Origin of the sequence: Niallia endozanthoxylica, assembly GCF_008710145.1 — a bacterium.
In the GTDB taxonomy this organism is placed as follows: domain Bacteria; phylum Bacillota; class Bacilli; order Bacillales; family Cytobacillaceae; genus Bacillus_BD; species Bacillus_BD endozanthoxylica.
Genome location: NZ_VYKL01000018.1, coordinates 174,549 through 197,643 on the forward strand (window position 1 = coordinate 174,549; position 23,095 = coordinate 197,643).

A 23,095-nucleotide genomic window follows, 5' to 3' on the forward strand; every position below is an offset into this window, starting at 1 on the left:
CCCTTTAACCGACTAACATGTCTACAATTTTTTCACGGTCTGACGGCTGCTTTGCAATGATGGATATCGTTTCTTTCATAGCTTCAACAGTGGCCTCGTCATTTTCAAAATGAATCGAAAGAATCGTTGCCCATTCAATGCTTTCTGCAATGGAAGGTTTTTGTTTCAAATTATGTTCTCGAAGTTTTTTCATAATACCAGCAATCTGTTGAGCGAGATGTGGGTTTGCATTCGTTTTAGTCGTTAAGATGTCTGTTTCTTCTTTTACAGACGGATAATCAATGTACAGGTAAATACATCTGCGCAAGAATGTATCAGTTAATCGGCGCGTACGATTTGAAGTGACAATTGTAATAGGCTTCACTGTTGCTTCAATAGTGCCAAGCTCAGGTATGCTGATGGTAAAGTCCGAAAAGGCTTCTAACAGCCCATACTCAAATGCTTCATCTGCTTTATCCAGCTCATCTATTAATAGCACTTTTTGCTTCCCATCTTCCGGACAAAAGGCTTGAAGAATCGGTCTTTTTAACAAGAAATGTTCTGAGTAGAATGGATTGTCCGCATCCAGTCTTTCAATCATTTGCGAAATGCTTTCATTAGGATTAAAATGCATTTGATCCTTCAACATTTGGATAAATAACAATTGTTTCGTGTAATTAAATTCGTACAGTGCTTTTCTTTCACTCATTTCAGGGCTACATTGTAAACGAATCATATCTGTATCCATAAGCTTTGCGACTGCTTTGGCTAATTCCGTTTTACCTACACCCGGAGGACCTTCTACTAAAATGGGTTTCCCTAAAATTTGTGCATTTTTAATAGCCAAGGCTACTTCATCACTGGCATAATATACGGCAATTGCCCTGAGTTGATCCTTTATTTCTACTCTACTCATTTGACTCACGTTCATACGACATCACCCTTCTTTATAGGAATCTTTAAACATTATCATAACCAAACGTTTGTTCTTATTTTACCATAGGAGGTAGATTTTGGCTATGGCCAACCGACATTTATCTCCCATTTACAGAGCTGCCCGAAGAACAAAACCCATGACATGACTTAACCACGATTCAGGTGTTGATTAAAACCTACTCCATTCCCCCTCTTTCAACATGCCATAACAGAAAATCATTAACCGATGTATAGTGAAAATGAGCGTAGATTAAGGAGGAAAGAAGATGAATCAAACTTGTTTATTCTGCAGCAATGAAGCAGATGAAAAATACCGAGTGAACGAGGATGAGGATGTATTTCTTCAAGATGCTTGTTATGCCGATTTTACCAGTCTCATGAATGTAAAGAAATCAGTCATCCATATATGGATGATTATGAATCCATTCGCAACAATTATATCGATTGGCTGGAGAACTGGGAAAATGATTTAAATGTAGATCCAGAATGCTGCAACCTTCAACATCTCGCAGACGACATTCTTGATAAAATCGATGAAATATATGAAGCCTAGGGTGACTTTTTATATACAGAAGGAGACGATGGCGTATTTGCACGAGAGATTTATTTATACTTACTTAAATTTCACAATCTTCAAAAAGAGGTTTTGTGTTGGAGACCGCAGCGTGAAGTCTTTTGTTATTTGTCGCTTCAGTTCAATATCGAGGAAAAAGTTGAGGATGGGGAAGCTTTTGCTAAGTACCTTTGTCAAATTGAAGCAATCGAAATATATGAGTTACTAAAAGAACATATTCACCCTTATGATACTTTAGCTTTTTATTTTGAAACACGAGAAGAACTAGTTAGAATCATTGAAAAACTAGAACAAACCTTTCACGATGAGATTGATATTTATGATGATGAAACTTATAGATGTGAAGGTCAATGCGCTGATATTGAAGCTATCAGTAATATCAATTATCAAGATGGATGGTTTTTTTGTAATTCCTGCGAAAAATCCTACTATCTTGGATTTTTTTCAGCGGAAGAACTTCAAAAAGAAATGGGACTGATTGATGAAAGACTCGAACTTCAAGAGCCCTTAAAGAAATCGAACTGGCATTTTTATATCCGAAAAAAAAATCCTGCCATTATCACGAAATTGATTACCCTGAGTGGATTGATTTAGACTATCATTTTTTATACTGAATTTATAGAAAGAACAGATGAGGATTACTAGAAGTCATTGACAAATAAAGCTAAACATGCAGCATTCTTTTTCATAGAGAGTGCAGCATGTCTATGTTACCCACATTCTATGGATTAAAATGCAACATTCAATCGGTTTGTTAAATATCTGTAAGTTTTCTCTTACATATCATCCTTATCTCTATTTGAAACAAGAATTCTTTTTTCATACAATTTCTCAGCTAAATCCACAATTAAGTCTAACTGCTTCATTTTAAATATCCACTTATTCGGTATAGACTCTATTCCATAGTAAGCTCCCGCTATTGTCCAAATACAGCCCTATTGTATCAGTATCATCACTCAGATTAAAAGCAAGCAATAAACCGTCTTCAAAATTATCACTATGAAAAAATGCCCAAAGCGCAGCTTCCAGAGACTTAACAACATAACCGGTTCCTTTAATATCAGGAGGATTTAATTTTTTAAATGATCCTTTAGCCACTTCGCTTATCTTAGGTGACAGACTACTTTCATTCCAAGCTCCCTCTACAGGTGAATATAAAGGGCTAAGTAACACCTCTTTCTTCACCCCTTGAACCGCTCCAATCAGTAACCCCGCAAAGTACCGGCAAGTATCTAAGATTTCTTTCGTTCCATGAGTGGTGCGTGAGCTTTGTACCGACATTTCAATGGCTTGTTTTGGATTATTTACATAAAAAAGAGGAACGGGGATGAGACGCATGATACTCTCATTTCCAGCAGAATATACAACTTCGGATCCGCTATAAGGATTCCTGTACGTTGAAAGCTTTCTAATGCTTCTCTTGTTGTAATGCCAATGTCAAAACACGTATCCATACTGCTCATGTAGCCATAATTTTCTGCAAGGACAAATCTCTTTATAACTGAAAAAAAGCACCATTTGTAATCTATTTTAAAAAAACAATCGAAATTGATAAATTCCATGTAAAAAGAGTCTGTATCGATGATTTTGCATTAAAAAAGAGAGTCACACTGCTAAATACGGCTTATTTTCCTCATCATAGAGCTTTGCTAAACGATGCGCTAACCAAGAGATGGAGTTTGTTTTCCCGCTTCCTGCGCTATGCTGAATCAGATAATTTTGACCGACTAATTTCTCTTACACATTTTTTTCAAGTTTACGTACAACGAATCTTCTTCATCACATATGTATACCGCGCCGTAAATATATACATATTGAATCCCTCTTTTTATTCATCACATTTCAAATGTGTAGATAACACGATTTTTATTTAATCATGTTCTACTCACTGTATCATTTACGAATTCTTTATAGGTCATTCGTTTTACCTACTTGGCCTGTACATGACTGGTAGAAAATTCAGAAATAATTCTCCTACAGGTGTTCAAGACAAAGAGTGCAGTACTTACTCGACTCTACATCCAACTAAAATGAACCGATAAATGCTGCTTGTACTTCCAGACAAAAAGGATTTTCCTTCCACTATTTCTCACCTCTTTGGATACCTTGAATGCTTATTCTTATTAAATGCCTACACCACCAGAGCAATCGCCGGATTAGACACGCCCAGATTGTGTTTGGCGTAATGGCAAGCTTCGTTAATGCAGCCCAATCCTCTGTTGTCAATTCAAATTCAAAATTACGAGAAATACTTTCTACATGGAGTTAGAACTTCTCCACTATGTTTTCAAACAAGAAAGAGCACCTATTGGCACTCTTTATTAATCCAATACGAAAAAATCCCAATAAAATAAGTGAAATATTTCTAAAGTATCGTTGAACTCTTAATTGCAATAAGATACTTATTCACTTATATCAAACCAAGTTTCATCATCCCAACCTTGATTAAACACTGCAAGAGGTTCATCATTTTCGTTAACCATGAAATAAGTCCAACCTTCATATTCTGCTCCCTCATATAGGTCAGTACTTAGACTTGGTTTTAGTCCTGCAATAAATGCATATTGATCATATAAAACTCCCTCTTTACTTACTGCATCAAATTTTGCATGGTTAATGTCATACGGTTCTTCTTCCAATTCCCAAATCTTAATTCTAAATTTGGCTAATACATATTTCATACCTGTATCTGGTGGATCATTAAACATATTTGCATTTTTAACTATCTGCCAAGCTTTATCACCAGAAATGACCTCTTTTAATTCAATTTCATATTTTTGATGTCCATCTAACCAGTCATTTTTTTCTAAATTAACTGTTTCACCAATCCTGGCTGGGCTGCTTCGAGAATTATCTGTAGTTGTTGGCTCTGGATTAACTGGTTCGGGATTTGGATTTACTGGTTCAGGTTCTGGATTTACTGGTTCAGGATTCGGATTAACTGGTTCAGGATTTGGTTGTTGTGGCTCATTTGGTAAACCTCTATAAGATGGTTCTAGTGTGCGTGCCATAAACGCTGAAAATTGTCCACGAGAAACAGATTGATTCGGACGATATGTACTATCTGGATATCCACTTGCGATGCCATTAGTAGCCACATTTAGAATTGATTGATATGCTGACATATTTAATGAAACATCACTAAAATAAATACTTGTTTGACCCGTAGTTAATGTATATGCTCTATTTATGAATATTGCCATTTGTCCACGATTTACAGGCTCATAGGGGCGATAGCTTCCATCTGGAAAACCACTAATGATACCTCTATCAACTGCTGATGCAATATAACCTGAACCAGTTACATTTGATTTAACATCGATAAACTGAGTGTCTCTTGGCCCGCCATCCAACCCCAATGCCCGCCCAATCATAATAGCTGCTTGTGCTCGTGTAACTGTATTATTAGCTCTAAAACTTCCATCTGGATAACCAGAAATGATTCCCTTAGATGAAAGGTAACCTACTTCATCAAAAAATGTGTAGTCATTTGACACATCGGTAAAACTGCTAACAGCTAGTCCTGATATTGGAACAAACAGGTTAAGTATTAAAAGGGCAACGACTATATAAATAGCTTTTTTCATTCTTTTCCCTCTTTCTATTACAAACTTAACAATATTGATTATATGTTACGCGCAATCTAATTTTTACATCCATAGTATTACCAAAATGATTGATATATTTTTGTTATAGATAATATTAATTTTTGTATTATTTTATTTTTCAAACTAATTAATAAGGACTGGAGACAGGCAGTGTTTCAAGGGACGGAATATAAGAATATCCCCGAAAATCATTATGTGTTTAATCATGAAATCTATCTATTAAAACGCTCTTTCATGCATATAAAGAAAGTTTGAGTGAAACAACAATAAAAGGTGATAGGAAACATAAACATCCAATATATTTCTTTCCTTCTCTGGCAGTGAATGTAGTGAAAATTTATCACAGAAAAAGTGCCTGAAATATATCAGACACTTAATGGAGATATTTTCCTTTATTCTATTACTTCCTCTTTGGCGAACAGCGCCAAGCCCTATTCGCATATTTACACTAAAAATAAAACCACTTACAAACATGGATATATCATATTTGTGAGTGGTTGATTGTAACTTAAATTTTCTTGTTTTAACCTACAGATTCTAGTGGGCTGAGTCGAACAAGCAGCAGTGCATTTATTTTCAAAAAATTAATTGACTCTTTTTACTTCTTCGATAAACCAATCGTAAATACCCAAAAACCTCTCCAATTTTTCCTGCCCACTTATGGACGACAACGTTATTTTAGGAAATTTTGAAATGGCTTCATCTGGTATAGGTATTTGCAAAAGGCTGTTAAGTTTATCCAGAAGCTCCCGCCGCTTTTGTTCCTCATCAAATGGAGGCCGGCTTTGATAGGTATTAAAATATATTTCTACATGCCCCTTTGACCTCACTGCAAAAAGCTGATATTTCTTTTCATTATGAATAAACACCGGTACAAACGAGCCTTCTACTTTCCCTTTTCCCCACCAAATATAATCCATTTTGGTTTTTGCCCACTCATATACTGACTTTGCTGCCTCAACAGTGTTTTCGTTTGTATTATTTGATAAATCACCCATGAATGAGTCAAAGTCCCATTGTTTCCCTTGGCTTGTCATTTTCTTTTGCTGCGCTTCTGATGTTTGTCCTATTACTCGGGGCACTAAAGTCTTTAGATTATTTCCAACATATTGTTTCACTTCAATAGCTAATACTTCCGCCGGGTTCATCTGTTCATTTAAAAATTCAACAATTCGCTTTAGTTCAGAAGGTATTTCATCTGCCAGGAATACTAGCCTGACTTTTCCCATCTTTAAGTTGGTCTCGACTTTTCCCCAAAACTCTTCCGGCTCCTCGCCGTCCGTTAATTCTGTAATTTTTTCGTCCGGATTCATTTCTTCTTGTTCACAATTTTTCTCAAATCTCTCTTGGATAAAGCTTATGGGCCAATACACCGTTGCATTAGCAGCGTACTCCAACAATTGTCCAACGACTTCTCTTCGGATTCTCGTATCACTGCTCCTTTTTACTTCAACTAATGTTGGAATCCCATCCTGGTCGATAAACAGATGATCAACAGACCAACGTCCAGTCCCATCCTGACTAGAAGCAATGGAAACCTCTCGTGAAACAAGTAGCCACTTTCGAGGAGATTCCTTGTCCATCTGGTCACCAGCAAGCAAATTGGGATACTTTGCGATTAAACTCTGTAATAAATCCTCAGAATCATACTCTTGTTCATTCATTTCCAGCAGCTCCCCGTTATCCTGTAAAAGATAGATCCCTCCAGACAACACAATCTCTCCTTTTGAAATAAGATTTGGCCTTATTTATTAGTAAAAAATGAATTTCCATAAGCATCGGATTCATAACTTGTTTCCACTAAAAAAACTCTTTAATCGAAGCTTTCGATGGCTTGTTTAATAATTTCAACAAGTTTTTCTTTTTGTGCTGGATGATTTATTCCTATTTCAGATTGCAGCAGCGAATCATAACCGCTCTCTTCGTTTCCATCCCATATTTGCTTTACCAAATGAATGGTTGGCACTGCGACAATATAACTGAGACTATCAGAATCATTCGTTATATACAGAATGGCTAATTTTTCACCTTCAAAAATGGAATAAGTAATATCAATGGCTATTGTTTTTAGAACATCATAATCCATTATTAAATCCCTCCGATTGACATTTAGGTATTTTGTTTCATTAAAAGTGCTAGGTACTGTCTGTTAAAGTAACAGTTCTCCGCTATACCTTAGAAGCGCACTGCTTTAGAAGTGAAAGTTGTCAGTTGAAATACCATTTTAACGCATTCGTGTACAAGATTTTATCGACAGCCTGTTCATCAAATAGGTTCTGAATCAATTCAATATCCCCATACTTAAAAGGTCTTTTGGCTCTTGTAGATGGCAAATCTGTACCAAACATAAGTGCATCAGGATTTATCCCATATATGGATTTTAAAGCATTTTTAACGTTCAGTTCCACACGCCCAAAACCTGTTGCTTTTACGTGTATCCCTTTATCAACTAATTTTAATACATGCGATAATCCTTCTTCTGACAATCCTAAGTGGTCAATTGAAATAGCAGGTAACTTTTCAATCGTCGATGCCATTTCAGGTAACTCTTTTGCATCAATATAAAGTTCGCTAGACCAGCCAACTAAATCATAAACTCTTCTTGCAAAGTAATCGAGCTTTGATAAATCTTCTGAACCGCCTCGTTTTATATTAAAACGTAATGCTTTTATCCCTTTTTCATTTAAGTTTATAATTTCTGCATCTGTTACAGTAAAAGGCAATTGCGTTACGCCACAAAATGTTGAACCCATTTGTTTAAGTGCGTGTAATAAATATTCTTGGTCAAAACCTTGGAATGAACCAGATACAAGCGCTCCACCTAATATATTCAAATCAGCGGTTTCATTCTGATAATCTTCTACAACATAGTGGGGTGGCAAATAGCCTTGATTTTCGATAATTGGAAAATTAAAATCAATAATATGAAAATGCGCATCAAAAATTCTCATTTCATTTCCCCTCTCTTATTAATTGTCGAGAAACGATTACCATATTGAGGGTTTTCCTATACTTAAAGACAATGAAACGCAGTGACGATTCTTTAAAAAACAATTAGAAGTTTTGTATGGATAAAGACTCCTAAAACAGAAGATTAAACAAAGACTTCCTTCTAATTAAAATAAAGCTATGTAGTGCTTCTAGTAAGTATACAAGCATCCCACTGAATCTGTGGAATACATCAAACTACAAAAATTTTCTTAATTCAGCAAACGAATGAATATTATTCTTTTCAACAATATCCCAAACCTTTTGAGCATTTTTCGCTCCTATTTTTGGGAGCATGTATGTTGACCAGAGCTCTATCTGTTCCTGTTGGGTAAGATGTATTCTCTGCTTCAGTAAAATTTTCAAGTCATTATAGTTCATTTCTTTTTTTCGATTATTTGCTTCATGCTGCTTTTTTCTTTCTTCTACCATCTGCTCACGTAATAAATCCTTTTGCTTTTCCCGTTCTTTTCTTAACTGTTCCTCATATTCTTGCCTTACTTTCTCTTCTTCTGCTTTTTGGCTTATCAGATTTTGATGCTTCTCTATAAATTGTTCTCGATTATGCGCTTCAATATAGCTATCACTTAGATTTAACCTGCCATTATTTAGAGCCAGCGCTTTGGAAAAAGGGATATCATAACCTTCTCCCAAAATAAAGGCTCTACATGGCTTCGTATCCCGATCCTTCACAAAGCGATGGATGAGCACAGAAATTCCATTGTCATTTGAACGTATATAATATAAACTTCTAACCTCAATATTCAATTCAGTCATTGATGGTAAATAATCATAAAGGTGAAAGAATGATAAATCTTTAGCTGTTAAATTTAGCATATTTTCCCATTTTCTATCTTCCGTAGTATAAAGGGCAATTGAATCCTCTGCCTCCCATAAAACAATCGCATGTTTTTCTTTTTCAATCGCTATTTCTTTATTTTCTATAAACCAAACAGGATGCATGCCTTGTTCAAGAAAATAGATGTGCCGTTTTTTCATTTCTTTTGCAAGTGTTTGATCTGATGCAGGGTTAACATTTGTAACAATCGATAGAGCGACTTCATTTTTATCCAGTTTCAACCAAATGTCTGGATAATATTTTAAATCCGTTTTTGCCTTGTAACCGTAATCCACAGACATACTAGAATTCATTTTTGAAGTCATTTTCAATTCATCCATAAAAATATCTATGAGTGTCTTATGCTGAGATGTTTCTCTTTCAATTTGTTTCTTATACTTTTTTTCTGCTTTATCTGCAGCGATTGATTCCGCACAAGCCTCTGAGTGCTTATGTGAGAAATGGATTTCTTTTACTTCTCCATACTTAATCACTACTTCCGCATGGCAAAAGGGACATTGGAAAATGCCTTTTCGTGCAAGTTGTCTATAAGACTCCACTTCATCTTTTGTTAAATGTGTAGGTAACCTTTCTATCACTCTATCAATGACATGAAAAGCTTCTCGCATTCCTCTCACCTCTTAATGCTAGATTACCAAATTAGTGGGAGAAATTATATAAAACTAATCTATTTTTATTCTCTGTTGTAATCTATGAAGTACTCTCTGGTATTGCTTAGTTCAGGATGTCCTTTTCCACAGGTCAATTTGACTCATTCTTCGCCTCATTTTAACCTATGGAAGGTACCAAGTTGTTTAAATTGTGTATGATTTGATTTATCCCACTCGTAATGGGCAGTAAAACCTTCACCGCCCCATCTGATAGAGAGGATTTACATTTATATAAAAACCCGCGCACTGCCATCCATGTCCTCGATTGCCGCAAAAGATTGATAGTTTTTGATTGTGTTATAGTTCAGCTTAGCCATCTGTCCATTCCTCTTGAATTTCATGCTGTTTTGCTAAAAAACCCCTCCCATGGAAGGTGCTTCATTTTCCCTCTAGCCCAATGTATAAAAATAAAAAAAGCTTGTACAATGTTGAAAAACTCAAATTGGTCCGCAAAATGGTCAAATTCCGGGACAATTGATATTAATTGCGCCAGAATGGATATCCATTCTGGCGCAATTGGCTATTTTTGATTCAAACTTATAAAAAGGTAATAAAATTGCTAACGTAGGAGCCAGGATACATGAGGGACGGTTCTTTAATTCGATTGAGTTAATTGCATGAAGTGAAACCTCATTGAAAATTAAACATACTAAAAAAAGATGTACCATTCCGTGTATCGTACACCAATACCCTTTAATCTTTCATTTTTATCACTATCGTTATATGCTTTAGTAAAAATGCAGTCTTTGGTTGACCGAATGTATTCTTAACAAAGTTAGGAGATAAAACATGAATATAAGAAACTATTTAGATCGTATTCAAGCGGTAAAGCAAGCTGAAAGGAATCTCGATTATTTGTCACATCTTCAAAAACAGCATGTTCTCAATATACACTTTGAGAATTTGGATATTTTGAATAAAAAGCCTCTTTCATTGAGTAAAGATAGTCTTTATAAAAAAATAATACTCAATCAACACGGCGGTGTGTGTTATGAGTTAAACGGTTTATTTTATCATCTGTTAAAAGAGCTTGGTTTTAATCCTTCGTTAATGGCCGGTACTGTATATGCGGGAAATGGAATTTGGGCGCTTGAGAATGGCCATTTGTTTATCATCGTACCAATTGAAAATAAAGAATATTTGGTAGATGTTGGATTTGGAGGGAATTGCCCGAGACTGCCTGTTCCATTAAACGGGGAGGAAGTTAGAGATAGTGATGGAATGTACCGAGTAAAAAAAGACGAAACGTTATCACTGTTCTATTTGCAAAAAAAGACCGACAGCGAGTGGGAAACACAATATCGATTTGAAACCCCTTCAAATATCTGGAATTTAGACAATATCTATCCTTTATGCGTGCTGACTGAAACATCTCCTGAATCTAAGTTTAATAAGATGTATTTCTTGTCCAGAGTAACAGAAGAAGGACGGATCACCTTGTTAGGAGACACCTTAATTATTGTCAAAGGCAGAGAAAAAACAAAAGTGAAATTAGCAGAACATGAAATGAATGAAGCCGTTCAACGCTATTTTCAATTAAACCTATAATCCTAAAGTGAAACGTCCATCAGTGGGGGATTTCTTCATCCACACTAATGGTTAGTCACTCAGAGTCTGATTGGATTTTCTAATAGCTGAATGAATCTTGAAGAAAATCCTTCTCTCACGAATCGGTTGAACCTCACCTATCTTCTATTGTATACACATAATCTTGAAGTAGGGGTTTTACTGCTTGTGAAGAGTGGGAAAAATTACGGAGACAAAAGTCTAGATACCAAAATTCTTGATTATTCATATGGTCCTTGTGACACATGCTACATTCCCACCAAATTTCCATTGACAATCGCAATCTTTGAATTTAATGTATTCATTGATTTTATTTACATGATAAATATGAGATTGCTGGTGATATAGAGTGGAACAAAATGTAGACATCCGAAGAAAACAAAGAATAAATATTCCCCTTGGCTTTTTGAAAAAGGACTTAGTGTTCACCTTCTCCTTTATCTTGGCTGTCGCGAGTTGTTTTGTGCAAATGCCAAAGTTGGAGTACATTAATTTCCATGTGATGGTTAGTTTATTTAACCTGATGATTGCCATTAAGGCGCTTGAAGAACTGAAGGTGCTGGATAAATTCGCCATTACGATCTTAAATAAAAGCCATAACAGCCGAACCGTGTCATCCATTCTCATCGCCCTTTGCTTTGTTAGCTCCATGTTCGTGACAAACGATGTGGCCTTACTTACCTTTGTGCCTCTGACGGTCATTATTAGTCAAAAGACGGGCATGCCTGTGAGCGAGACCATTGTTCTTCAGACAATTGCTGCCAATATTGGCAGCAGCTTAACACCTATGGGAAACCCGCAAAATCTGTTTCTCTTTTCCCATTATGACATTAAGCCTTTTGACTTTTTTGCGGCCGTTCTTGTCGTTGCGGCTGTTGGCATCGGTTTGTTATTTATTTTTACAATGAGACTGCCAAAAAAACAATTAAAGGTAGAACTGCCTTCTATTCCTATTGCTAATCGATATGAAGCATGGATATGGGGCATGGTATTAGCGGTGATTATTGCTTCGATCTTTGGCTTCATTAGTCAAACCATCTCATTTTTGATAACCGTTATGGCTGCAGTGATTTTAAATCGAAATTTATTGGTAAAAATTGATTATTTGCTGCTGATTACGTTTATTAGCTTTTTTGTTTTTATCGGAAATATTTCGAATACAGAAGCAATCCAAACGATAGCGAACACAGGATTTCAGGATAGCACGTCTGTCTTTTTTAGTTCGATTATTCTTAGCCAATTCGTCAGCAATGTTCCGGCTGCTATTCTTCTGGCAAACTTTACAGCCGACTGGCAGCCGCTATTGCTAGGCGTAAATATTGGCGGACTTGGAACCATCATCGCGTCGCTTGCTAGTGTCATTTCTTATAAGATATTTATTCAGGCAAAACCGCTGGAATCAAAGAAATACCTGCTTACATTTAGTATGTATAATATCGCGTTTTTAATCATCCTAGCCTTCTTTCAGTATGTTATTTTTTTAATTATATAAGGAACAACTGTACTCTGGGACACGAGAACAGTAGAGACAACCGAAAAAACGTTTCGAATGAATGGGTAATCATTTCATTTAATCATAAAAGAAAACCCCCAATGTGATAATAGAATGGCAGAGAAACCATTATCACATTGGGGGTTTCTCTCTGCTTAATGACAATAAAACACAGTGACGCTTCTTCGAGAAGACAAGTAGAAGTTTTGTACGGATAAAGGATCCTAAAACAATCCGATAAAAATACCCCTCAAATATCGTATGTATCTCCCCTGTTTTATACAAGAAAACCACCCGTTTAAAGTCAACCATAATCACTTTAATCATAAGCATTTCTTCTACAACTACTCACTCCTATCTATTATTAATCTTATGTAAATTTAATCTGTTTCTCATCGTTTTCTAATGTTTATTCTTTAAGATTAAAGTGTAGCCTTAATAAAGGACAAGCAATCAACATTTCATAAAATAGATGAGGAGAGAGAATGAGTATGTTCAAAAAATTAATCGTAACAGGATGCACCCTACTTTTGTTAACAGCATGTGGTACAGATACAACAAATGAAAATGAGGGTTCGACCAATCAGCCAAATACGACGAGCGAATCCAACACAACAAACAGTACAACGGCAACTAACGAATCAAACGCTGTTAAAGATTCTAGCAATGCTGGCACACAAAATACGTTTACTACTGTTGACATCACAAATCCAGCTGTCTCTTTGACAGAGGCTGTGAATGTCTTTAAAGAAGCTCATCCAGACGCAAAAATCGAATCTGTTGACTTAGATACGGACTCTGGTCGATTGCATTATGATTTTGATGGTTTTGATTCATCAAAAGAATATGAAACAGAAATTGATGCAACGACAAAAGAAATAAAGGAAAATGAAGTGGAAACCGAAAGAGATAAGGATGAATCATTAGATTTTTCATCCATCATTGACCCAGCAAAAGCTATTGAAATCGCTTCTGCAAAAGCCGAAGTAGAAGGTCTTTCTCCAACAGGATGGTCACTTGAAGCAGACGATGGAAAACAAAAGTATACGATTGAATACGATAAAAATAACTCTGACATAGAAATCAAAATTGACGCCATAACTGAAGAAATTCTAGAAATAGACGAATAACATACGGTGCTTCTTCTAGAGGACAAACAAAAAAACTTGCATACCCTGTGGCAGAACACAAAAAGACCCAATGAGCAATCAATTCGTTCATTGGGTCTTTTAATAACTAGATACTTGTCGATGTCGCATGTAATTAATGGCTTGAACGATTCCTATAGTCCTTTTCAATTACATCCTTCCATTTTCGATCAATGCCTTTTCCACTTCGAAGATCCATGACGGCTTCATTGACCGCTTCAAAATTTAGCTGAGTTCCTTCTTCATCAGCATGATAATTAACAGCGAACTCCTCGTTAATTCCATAGGTTTCAGCTGTTGAGATGGCATCAATATTGGCCCCGAGGAACAAGAACTCCCAGCCATATTCCTGTTTTTGATACTGAACCATTTTTTTGATTTTGTCTGCTGTATATTCCTTACTGGCATTTTCCATTCCATCTGTTGTGATTACAAAGAGAACCTTTTCTGCTCGTTCCTGCACACACGCTCTTTTTTGCACAAGAATCATCTTTTGAATCGAAAATCCTATTGCATCTAATAGCGCAGTTGTTCCCCCTGCCTCGTATTCCTTTTCGGTGAGCGGAGATACTTTTTTCACATGAATGCGGTCGTGCAATAATTCATAACGGTGATCAAATAATACCGTCGTTACAAAAGCTTCTCCCTCTGCCTTTTTCTGTTTCTTTAACATCGCATTGAAACCGCCGATTGTATCCTCTTCCAATCCTGCCATTGAACCGCTTTTATCTAAAATAAACACTATTTCCGTTCGGCTTCTTTTCATTCTTATCATCCTCCGTTTCTTTGTTACATTTAGGATAACAAGATTCAAAAAAGAAAAGGTCGCCTAGAAAGCGACATTTTAAGAACCGAGCAGCGGTTGATCAAAGGCAAATAGAGCTTCATTGATTTCATGAATATCATAATTCTCTTGTTTGATAAAAAATTCAATAATGACATCAAATTTATGGCTATGTGACAAGGCATATCCAGCGGTCTCTAATAATTCAATCGTTTCTTCCAAATTTAGTTGTAAAGCAATGACTAAAGCGAGAACTGTTTTCTTTTTGGGTGAATTGACTCCATTTCGGATTTTCGAAAATAACCGCCGGTCCATATTTGCTCGTTTATACACTTCTACGTCCGTCAGTCCTTTTTCATCAATTACCCGAAGCAGCTGATTGGAAAAGGGTTCCTCCAGTTGGTTGAGCAAGGCGGCTAATGATGCGTCCTCCTCTGCTTGCATTTCCTGCAGGTTCATTTCGACTTCCTGGCAGGTGTCTAGAATATCAAAATCCTCCAATCGATTGCGTTGAAACTTGCTCTCCGTTTCCTCTACATAATGCTCATCTATATATTGATGGATCGAAGAAAATAACTTTTCGCTTAATCCGAATGAATTTTTATCAAAAACCACTAGATACACATTCATTTCATGGTGAATTAAAAAGGAGCTAATAGCAGCAACAGCAATTTGTAAGGCTTCCTCTTTTGGATAACCGTAAATGCCTGTTGAAATCAATGGAAACGCGATGGACTGGCATTGATAATCCTTCGCAAGCTCTAAAGAATTCTGATAAGAAGCTTTTAGCAGAACATCTTCTTGTTTGGAACCGCCCTGCCAAACAGGCCCTGGTGTATGAATTACCCATTTGGCAGCGAGATTAAACCCCGGGGTAATAACCGCTTCCCCTGTCTTACAGCCTCCGATTTTATTGCAGGCTTCTTGCAGCTCACTCTTTCCTGCTGCGCGGAAAATCGCTCCGCATACACCACCGCCCATTTGCAGTGCAGGATTTGCTGCATTCACAATGGCATCTGCCTTCATTTTTGTAATATCATTGCGTACAATCTCTAATGGCATTCTTATCCCACTCTCCCAAATTACTTCTCTATGTCTTATCATACTTTTTCCAAAAGAAAAGTGCCAGGATCTATCCATTTACTGGATGGTTCCTAGCACTTTTCTTATTAGAATCTATCAGGCATCCTTATTGTTATACACTTATTCTACAAGCATTTTAAGGATGATTCTATCCTTCTTCTTACGCACCTTTTTTGTTGGTTAAAATATCCTCTAATTCCTCTAATGATCTGCCTTTTGTTTCAGGGATAAATTTCCAAATAAATATAGCCGAAAGTAAACTCATAATACCATAGAAGGAATAAGTTAAGCCGCCGCTAAATTCCATCATCGCTGGGTATGTGGAGGAGATGAAATAGTTTGCTGCCCATTGTGCGGCAACAGCAATCGCCACAGCTTGTCCTCTAATTTTATTAGGGAAAATTTCTGAAATAAGTACCCAAACCACTGGTCCCCATGACATCATAAAGGATGCTGTATAGATAATGATAAAAATGAGTGTACCGATTCCAATCACATTTGAAAAGGCCATACCGGCTACTCCAAACATACCAATGGTCATACCAATTGAACCAATGATTAATAATGGTTTTCTGCCAAATTTATCAACTGTAAAAATAGCAATCAAGGTAAAGACTACATTCACAAGGCCCATGACAATCGTTTGAAACATGGAAGCATCTCTTCCAGCACCCATGCTTTCGAATATACGTGGTGCATAATAAAGGGCCACATTAATACCAACAAATTGCTGGAATACAGAAAGTAAAATACCGATTACAATAATTGCTTTACCATAGGCAAATAGCTTTGCTTTATTAACATCATGAAAGGATTTCTTTATTTCAAGCATCGTTGCTTTTGCCACGGCTTGATCATATAATCTTGAAAGCACAGCCATCGCCTTCTGATCCTGATTCTTCGAAATTAAATATCTAGGTGTTTCCGGAACTGTAAACAATAGAACTAGAAATAGTAATGCAGGGATGGCTTCTGATGCAAACATATATCGCCAACCAATATCATTAATCCATTCGATTGATTGTCCTCTCGCAATTCCAAAGTTAACAAAGTAAACAACTAACATACCAAAGATGATCGCAAATTGGTTAAGAGAAACTAATGTACCTCTAATGCGTGAAGGAGCAATTTCTCCAATATACATTGGTGAAACCGCTGATGCTAAACCAACACCGATTCCCCCGATCACACGGTAAATATTAAATACAATTAATAGAGCAATCGAAGGCTCTCCTTTTGTGAAAAATAAAAACTCAGGATACGCAGAACCTAGTGCTGATACTAAAAATAATACCGCTGCTACAACTAGTGAATATTTTCTTCCTAATGTGCTTGAAAGATAACCAGAAATGATTCCCCCGATAATACATCCAATCAATGCACTGGATACAGTAATCCCGTGAATCAGAGGACTAAGACCAAGACTATCGGTAAAATAGGTTTGAAGCGACGCCTCCGCACCAGAAATAACGGCCGTATCATATCCAAATAACAGCCCGCCAAGAGTCGCGACCAAGGTAATTAAAACAATGTACATACGATGATTTTTCATTTTTGTCAAGAGAGAGCAATTCTCTCTTTTCCTCCCTTCTATCTATACAATCTTATTTACCCTTCAAAATTGGCTAACCTCGTCTTCATTTCTAAAAAGCATAATTGATTGATAAACGCAGCTCTTACCTCCTCAACTCCAACACCATTTTTAATAGATTCGATTTATATTCATTTTATTCTTCATTTGAAAGCTCTCTTAACACACATTTAGATTATCATGAAAGCGCATTCCTAATAGCGCTTTCATCTTCACTTTCTTGTTATTATCTAGACTTTCTTGCTAATTACCTTTATATCTATGAAAGAATCCACATAAAAAAGGATTAGGGCCTATACCCTAATCCTTTTTTATATGAATTTTCCAGCAACACCCTGTATTACTTTTGAAAATGATTTCGATATTCCCGCGGGCTCATTCCTGTTTCTTTTTTAAAAGCCCTGCTAAAATAATTGGGATCCTTATACCCAATATTTAGTGCGATTTCTTTAAACGCCATTGTACCATCTTGTAAATACTCTTTTGCCTTTTCTATTCGAAGATTCTTCAAATAGTCGGAAAACGTCACATGAAACCGATCTTTAAATAACTTACTTAAATAATAGCTGCTAATTCCAATCAGCTCAGCAACCTCTTCAAGAGAAATGGATTTATGATAATTCGTATCAACATATTCCTTTGCTTGCAGAAGTAACGCGCGCATCCCGTTCATGCGCCACTCTCCAATACGCTCCGTCACATGTATCAGATGTGCTTTGGCTGCTTCTTTGATTTGCATCACTGTTTCCAATTGGCCTAAGCTTACCTGAGGATCTCCATCAAATCCAAGCTCTTTCATTGACCGATTTAAGACGATAAAGAAATCCTCTAACGCCTTCTGAACAAGCCTGACCTGATAGTCTGAAGCCTGTTGAATGGATTGATAATAGGATTCAAACATTTGCAGCGTTTTTTGTATATCGCCTTTCTTAATGGCTTCAACTAACTCTTTCTCCACTTCAAAAGGAATGATCTCATTACGCTTTTGCTTTAGCCGTTCATTATAAACCAAATAGACGGCACTTGGATGACTGTGGACTAACTCTAGCGCATAGACCGCCTCCATATAGGAATCAGCATACTGTTTGACGTCTGATACAACCATCCCAACTCCTGCAAATAGACGGGAATGGGTCGAATGACTTTGAACATGATGAATGATGGTGCGTGCAAAGTCATGTCTAATCTCATCATTTTTTTCATTATCACCCAATAACACCAGTACTGGAACTTGAAACCCTGTTAACGGTCCTATCAGACAATGAAGAGGTTGTTCATGCAGCGCCTGTTTTAGGTTTCTATACCAACCGTTTTTTTCCTCCCGGTCAGGCTGCAGATGATCTGATTCAAACGAAAAGACTGTCATAAACCCTTTCTTATGTTCAAGGTCCACCCATTCCTCCCAGTCCTCTTGATTAAATTCATGAATATGGTCCATGATGAGAGAAACAATGAATTCCATTTCGATGACGGAACTAGCTCTTTCCAGCCTGTGATTCATTTGCTTTTTATCCATTAATGCTCGTTTTTCACCTTCGATTTCATTAATCATTCGATCAAAGGCTTCCAGGACTTCAGACACTTTACTCGGTTTTAACAAATACTCTTTAATTCCATATTTCATTGCTTCACGGGCATATTCAAACGTATCAAAAGCCGACACCATAATCACTTTTGTGTTCGGAAGCTTCGGAAGTATTTGCCGTATCGCTTCAAGACCATCTATTTCCGGCATTTTGATATCCATGAAAATTAAATCCGGCTGATGGTTTAACGCTAATTCCACTGCTTGTTTGCCATTTCGAGCCTCCGCAATGACCTCAAAATCGGAACGATTTCTCGCAAGCATAAGCTTGAGTCCTTCTCTTTCAATGGATTCGTCGTCCACCAACATGACTTTAATCACAAGAATCCCCCTTTCCTCTATTTTGTTAATTGAATACTCACTGTTGTACCCTTTCCAACGGTTGAAGAGATATTAATTTTACAATCCTTATTAAATAATTTAAGCCGATCCATCACATTTCTCATGCCGATTCCCGTGGAATGGCCTGACCCTTTTTTGGATAAAGATATTTCTTCCTTACTCCCTGCACCAAGTAATCGATCAATCGTTTGCGGATCCATTCCAACCCCATTGTCCTTCACATCAATACAGACCCTTTCATGTTCTTCATAAATATGCAATTCAATTTTCGCCCCTTCAGTCATCCCTTCAATCCCATGTATAAAGGCATTTTCAATAATAGGCTGAAGTGTCAGGCAAGGGAGCGGAGTTGAAAGGCATGTTGGATCAACGTTTTGGATAAACTCGACTCGATCACCGAAACGCGTTTTTTGGATAAAAAAATATTCCTTTACGATGTTCACTTCATCCTTTAACAGGGTCTCACGATTAAGATTGCCGATATTATAACGAAGCAAAGCCGAAACAGAAGAAATCAAGTCACTCGTACGTTCTGCTCCTTCGATATAGGATATTTTTGAAATCGTATTTAACGTATTAAAAAGAAAATGAGGATTAATTTGATTTTGTAAGCTTTTTAATTCCATTTCTTTTAATAGCTGAGCCATCCTTGCCTTTTCCTCAATTTCACTAACCGATTCTAAAATATTCCTTTTCATTTCATTAAAAGTCTTCGTTAAAAACCAAAGCTCATCCTTTCTCGATACAACGATATCCTCCCCGGTATAGCATCCAGTTGAAATTTCTTCTGCCGCAAAAGTTAGACGTCGAATGGTTCTTGTGATTCCATTCGAAAACCAAAGCGCAAATAGGATGCTTAAGATAATCATCGCAATAAGGATGGCAGTCCCCATCTTTTTCGTATTTTGTATCTTTTCGTCTACGAGGAGTGATAATGCTTGATAGTTTGTCAGTTCCTTATTAATTAAACTAAGTGTTTTCTCATGAATATAACCTGATATTTTCTCCGCTTCATGCAAAGATAAGGAATATTTCTGAATATCCTGTTTCCTAACATCTTCGACTGTCTGATCTGCTTGTTCAAGGAAACTAGTCATCATATTTAAGAAGTTATTTTTCGGGATCCCTTGTTCTTCACTCTCCTCAAACATTTGCTGCAGCTGGAGAAGCTGCTGCTTATTCTGTTGGTAGGAAGCTAAATTTCCAGGTAAAGGTTCATAAACGTATATTTGCAGTGATTGAAAGGCTTCATTTGTCTTTTGAGTCATTTCATTTAAAAGAAATAAATGTTCCACATTCTCATCATGCAGCTCCATGACTTTTTGGTTACCTTGTTCATGAACAAAAAATAGAATAACAATTAACAATAGAATTACAGCAAAATAAATGAGCAGCTTTGTGCGTATTTTCATCATGAGGCTCTGCCTCTTTGGCTCTTTTCAACAGTGAGGTCTGAGCTTCGAAGAATGGATAAATCTGTATGATAAACATCCTGGACCGGTCTGTTTTCAAGAAGGTCTATCATGGTCTTCACACTTCTATAGCCCATTTCAAACGGCTGTTGTTCTACAATTGCATCAATTTCTCCTTTTTCCAGCAATTGAAGATTTTCATCAATCCGATCAAAGGTAATCACATACATATCATCCTTTCTTTTTAGAGATTTTGCTGCAGCTGCAATCCCCATCCCGTTATATGAACTTGTTCCATAAAAGGCGGTAATGTTTTCATACTTTGCTAACATTTCATAAGCTTTTTCCTCTGTATCCACTCTTGTGATGTTTGATTCTTCAATAGCTACAATCTCGATTCCCTCAAACGGCTCTACAACATCTTTAAATCCTTGAACGCGCTGCATATGATGGGCATTATCAAAACTGCCGGTGATGATTCCAACGGCAGCCTTCCCTCCAGTATCTTCCGCTAGCGCCTTTCCCGCTAATTGACCGGCTAAATAATTATCAGTCCCGATATAGGTATCACGCAAGCTCCCGGACGAATCCGTATCAATCGTGATGACCGGAATCCCTTCATTTACAGCTTGATTAATCAATGGCGTAAAACTTTCGTTAAGGGCTTGCACAATAATTCCGTCAACTTTTGACTTAATCGCCATATCAAACAGCTTAAGCTGCTCTTCGGGATTGGAACGCTTTGGTCCCTCATATTCAACCATGACATCAAACTCCGATTCAGACTTCTTGGCGCCTTCTCCAACTAAACGCCAATAATCATGGTTCATTTCCTCACCGATTAAAGCAAAATGATAGGCCGGCAGGGATGTTTCAGAAGTGATTGAATCTGCTACTTTCTTATCATTTATCTGTACTTGTTGATAAAAATAAAAAGAGAAACCAATGGTCATAAGAAGTGCTGCAATTAGGATACTGTAAATAATCGATGTGCGATTCATGCTGCCTCCTATCAAAATAATCATCTAGTGCGCTTATAAAAAATATCACAGCTCTATTCTTAAGCACACATCCCCATGTTTAAGAGCCATCATCTGATAACTTAAGTAAATACGATAGCTCTTTTATAGCGATTCTTTTGCAATCAATTGATAAGAATGTATCCGATCCTCCGGGGAATGGGTAATCGTCACAATCATTATTTCATCTGCTTGATAGAGAATTTGCAGCTCATTCAGTCTCTCTTTCACTACATGAGGGTTCCCAATAATCATGTTCTGTTTCATCTTTTGCAATGTATTTTTTTCTGTTTCATTTAGTACATATTCCTTTGCTTCTTGAATAGATGGAATGCCATGATGGCCTTCTCCCTTTTCTTTTAACAAGGACCAAATAAGAGGACTTAGAGCTATTTCTTCTGCTCTGTCATTCGTTTCTGCACATATAGCTGAAACCGTCAGGATGACCTTCGGACGGTCGCCTTGTTTTCTCGGTGTAAAAGAATCCTTATATGTTTGAATAATTGATGCCCCGTCCTTATCACTCATGAACTGTCCAAAAGCATAAGGCAAACCATTTTGTGCTGCTAATATCGCACTTTTTTTACTTGTGCCTAAAATCCAAGGTACTGGTGAAACTTCTGGGAGCGGAGAAGCTGTCACTTTCGAGTACTTGTGATTTTCAGGGAGAGAGTTATCTAAAAAATGAAGCAAATCTTTCACTAAATCCGGCATGCTCCACACTTGCTGCAAAAAGTTATCAGATAATGCATTGGTCGCTTCAGCTGACCCGCCAGGAGCTCGTCCTATCCCAACGTCAATCCGGTTAGGGAACAAGGTTGCCAGCATATGATAAACTTCTGCCACTTTATACGGTTTATAATACGGCAATAATACTGCTCCTGAACCGATCCGTATGTTATTTGTGTTCGCTCCAATATAACTTAACATCACTTCGGGGGCTGAGCATGCAAGTCCCGGTAAATCATGATGTTCGGCAATCCAATAGCGAATGTATCCTAATGTTTCACCAGCTTGTGCCAGTTTCATAGATTCCCCTAATGCCTCTTTGGCTGTTTGATTAGAAGAAATCGGCGCCTGGTCCAAAATACTTAATTTCATCACATCTGCCCTACTTTCTTAATGCTTCACTTCAAGCAAAGTTAATGAATAATCACCAACCTGCCCTTCTTCATACAAATTTGAAATGGAAGTAGAATATTGCCTAATGGTACCTCTAAACGTTAAGGCTTCCTCAGGTACCTGCACATCAAATGTCCCTTCGTATAATAGCGTTGCTATATCATGATACTGCTCACTTGTCACTTCAAAACCAACTGAGATTTCATGTAAATGATCTACTTTTCGATGTTCAAACCTATGTACATTGATTTTAGTATTATTTAATATGATTTCTTCTGCCACAAAATCGTCTCCTTTTCCTTTTTTTAAAGAATATCACTTGGATAAAAAGGTAGCAAAAATAAAGTTATGATAAGA

The 23,095-nt window shown here is 36.9% G+C and carries 19 protein-coding genes and 1 pseudogene; 5 read left to right on the forward strand and 15 right to left on the reverse strand.

All coding sequences use genetic code 11. The annotated features are described in order from the left end of the window. Positions 1-4: 4 nt before the first annotated feature. Positions 5-910: an AAA family ATPase gene (locus F4V44_RS12365; RefSeq protein ID WP_150440325.1), complete on the reverse strand. Its 906-nt coding sequence runs from the start codon at positions 908-910 to the stop codon at positions 5-7. Positions 911-1,181: 271 nt separating this feature from the next. On the opposite strand from F4V44_RS12365, the gene F4V44_RS12370 reads away from it, so the two are divergent. Together F4V44_RS12370 and F4V44_RS12375 are read left to right on the forward strand one after the other, a co-directional pair. After that, on the forward strand, positions 1,182-1,388 hold the full coding sequence (locus tag F4V44_RS12370; protein ID WP_150440326.1) for a hypothetical protein: 207 nt from the start codon (positions 1,182-1,184) through the stop codon (positions 1,386-1,388). A 173-nt stretch (positions 1,389-1,561) separates the two neighbouring features. Continuing rightward, complete coding sequence (locus F4V44_RS12375; protein ID WP_150440327.1) at positions 1,562-2,083, forward strand: hypothetical protein; 522 nt, start codon at positions 1,562-1,564, stop codon at positions 2,081-2,083. 285 nt (positions 2,084-2,368) lie between these two features. Here F4V44_RS12375 and F4V44_RS12380 read toward each other — a convergent pair. The 6 genes and pseudogenes from F4V44_RS12380 to F4V44_RS12405 form a co-directional block, all read right to left on the reverse strand. Further along, positions 2,369-2,905 (reverse strand): annotated as a pseudogene (locus F4V44_RS12380) (ADP-ribosylglycohydrolase family protein); the annotation flags it as partial. A gap of 986 nt (positions 2,906-3,891) precedes the next feature. Then, a complete protein-coding gene (locus tag F4V44_RS12385) occupies positions 3,892-5,076 on the reverse strand; it encodes an S-layer homology domain-containing protein (RefSeq protein ID WP_150440329.1) in 1,185 nt (394 codons plus the stop codon). A gap of 605 nt (positions 5,077-5,681) precedes the next feature. Beyond that, on the reverse strand, positions 5,682-6,809 hold the full coding sequence (locus F4V44_RS12390; protein ID WP_150440330.1) for a PDDEXK family nuclease: 1,128 nt from the start codon (positions 6,807-6,809) through the stop codon (positions 5,682-5,684). 101 nt (positions 6,810-6,910) lie between these two features. Next, on the reverse strand, positions 6,911-7,183 hold the full coding sequence (locus F4V44_RS12395; protein ID WP_150440331.1) for a hypothetical protein: 273 nt from the start codon (positions 7,181-7,183) through the stop codon (positions 6,911-6,913). Positions 7,184-7,304: 121 nt separating this feature from the next. Beyond that, a complete protein-coding gene (locus tag F4V44_RS12400; RefSeq protein ID WP_150440332.1) occupies positions 7,305-8,048 on the reverse strand; it encodes an amidohydrolase family protein in 744 nt (247 codons plus the stop codon). Positions 8,049-8,283: 235 nt separating this feature from the next. Next, positions 8,284-9,552: a competence protein CoiA family protein gene (locus tag F4V44_RS12405; RefSeq protein WP_150440333.1), complete on the reverse strand. Its 1,269-nt coding sequence runs from the start codon at positions 9,550-9,552 to the stop codon at positions 8,284-8,286. A gap of 831 nt (positions 9,553-10,383) precedes the next feature. On the opposite strand from F4V44_RS12405, the gene F4V44_RS12410 reads away from it, so the two are divergent. From F4V44_RS12410 to F4V44_RS12420, 3 genes are all read left to right on the forward strand, one after another. Beyond that, entirely contained in the window at positions 10,384-11,142 is a 759-nt protein-coding gene (locus F4V44_RS12410) for an arylamine N-acetyltransferase family protein (RefSeq protein WP_150440334.1), read from the forward strand. A gap of 367 nt (positions 11,143-11,509) precedes the next feature. Then, positions 11,510-12,652 carry an SLC13 family permease gene (locus F4V44_RS12415; protein WP_150440335.1) on the forward strand — a complete coding sequence of 381 codons (1,143 nt, stop codon included), beginning with the start codon at positions 11,510-11,512 and terminating at the stop codon, positions 12,650-12,652. Between the two features lie 485 nt (positions 12,653-13,137). Continuing rightward, positions 13,138-13,782: a PepSY domain-containing protein gene (locus F4V44_RS12420; protein WP_150440336.1), complete on the forward strand. Its 645-nt coding sequence runs from the start codon at positions 13,138-13,140 to the stop codon at positions 13,780-13,782. 133 nt (positions 13,783-13,915) lie between these two features. On the opposite strand, the gene F4V44_RS12425 is transcribed toward F4V44_RS12420, so the two are convergent. The 8 genes from F4V44_RS12425 to F4V44_RS12460 form a co-directional block, all read right to left on the reverse strand. Further along, a complete protein-coding gene (locus tag F4V44_RS12425; RefSeq protein ID WP_150440337.1) occupies positions 13,916-14,566 on the reverse strand; it encodes a vWA domain-containing protein in 651 nt (216 codons plus the stop codon). Between the two features lie 78 nt (positions 14,567-14,644). Next, complete coding sequence (locus F4V44_RS12430; protein ID WP_150440338.1) at positions 14,645-15,646, reverse strand: macro domain-containing protein; 1,002 nt, start codon at positions 15,644-15,646, stop codon at positions 14,645-14,647. A 181-nt stretch (positions 15,647-15,827) separates the two neighbouring features. Further along, positions 15,828-17,219 carry a D-xylose transporter XylE gene (xylE, locus tag F4V44_RS12435; protein ID WP_150440416.1) on the reverse strand — a complete coding sequence of 464 codons (1,392 nt, stop codon included), beginning with the start codon at positions 17,217-17,219 and terminating at the stop codon, positions 15,828-15,830. Between the two features lie 379 nt (positions 17,220-17,598). After that, on the reverse strand, positions 17,599-19,164 hold the full coding sequence (locus F4V44_RS12440) for a response regulator transcription factor (protein ID WP_150440339.1): 1,566 nt from the start codon (positions 19,162-19,164) through the stop codon (positions 17,599-17,601). Positions 19,165-19,181: 17 nt separating this feature from the next. Further along, entirely contained in the window at positions 19,182-20,600 is a 1,419-nt protein-coding gene (locus F4V44_RS12445) for a sensor histidine kinase (RefSeq protein WP_150440340.1), read from the reverse strand. Continuing rightward, a complete protein-coding gene (locus F4V44_RS12450) occupies positions 20,597-21,598 on the reverse strand; it encodes a sugar-binding protein (RefSeq protein WP_150440341.1) in 1,002 nt (333 codons plus the stop codon). Before F4V44_RS12450 ends, F4V44_RS12445 begins: the two co-directional genes overlap by 4 nt. 123 nt (positions 21,599-21,721) lie before the next feature. Beyond that, on the reverse strand, positions 21,722-22,717 hold the full coding sequence (locus tag F4V44_RS12455; RefSeq protein ID WP_150440342.1) for an LLM class flavin-dependent oxidoreductase: 996 nt from the start codon (positions 22,715-22,717) through the stop codon (positions 21,722-21,724). A gap of 18 nt (positions 22,718-22,735) precedes the next feature. Continuing rightward, positions 22,736-23,020 (reverse strand): DUF3219 family protein, encoded by a 285-nt coding sequence (locus F4V44_RS12460; RefSeq protein WP_150440343.1) that lies wholly within the window; start codon positions 23,018-23,020, stop codon positions 22,736-22,738. Positions 23,021-23,095 lie beyond the last annotated feature (75 nt).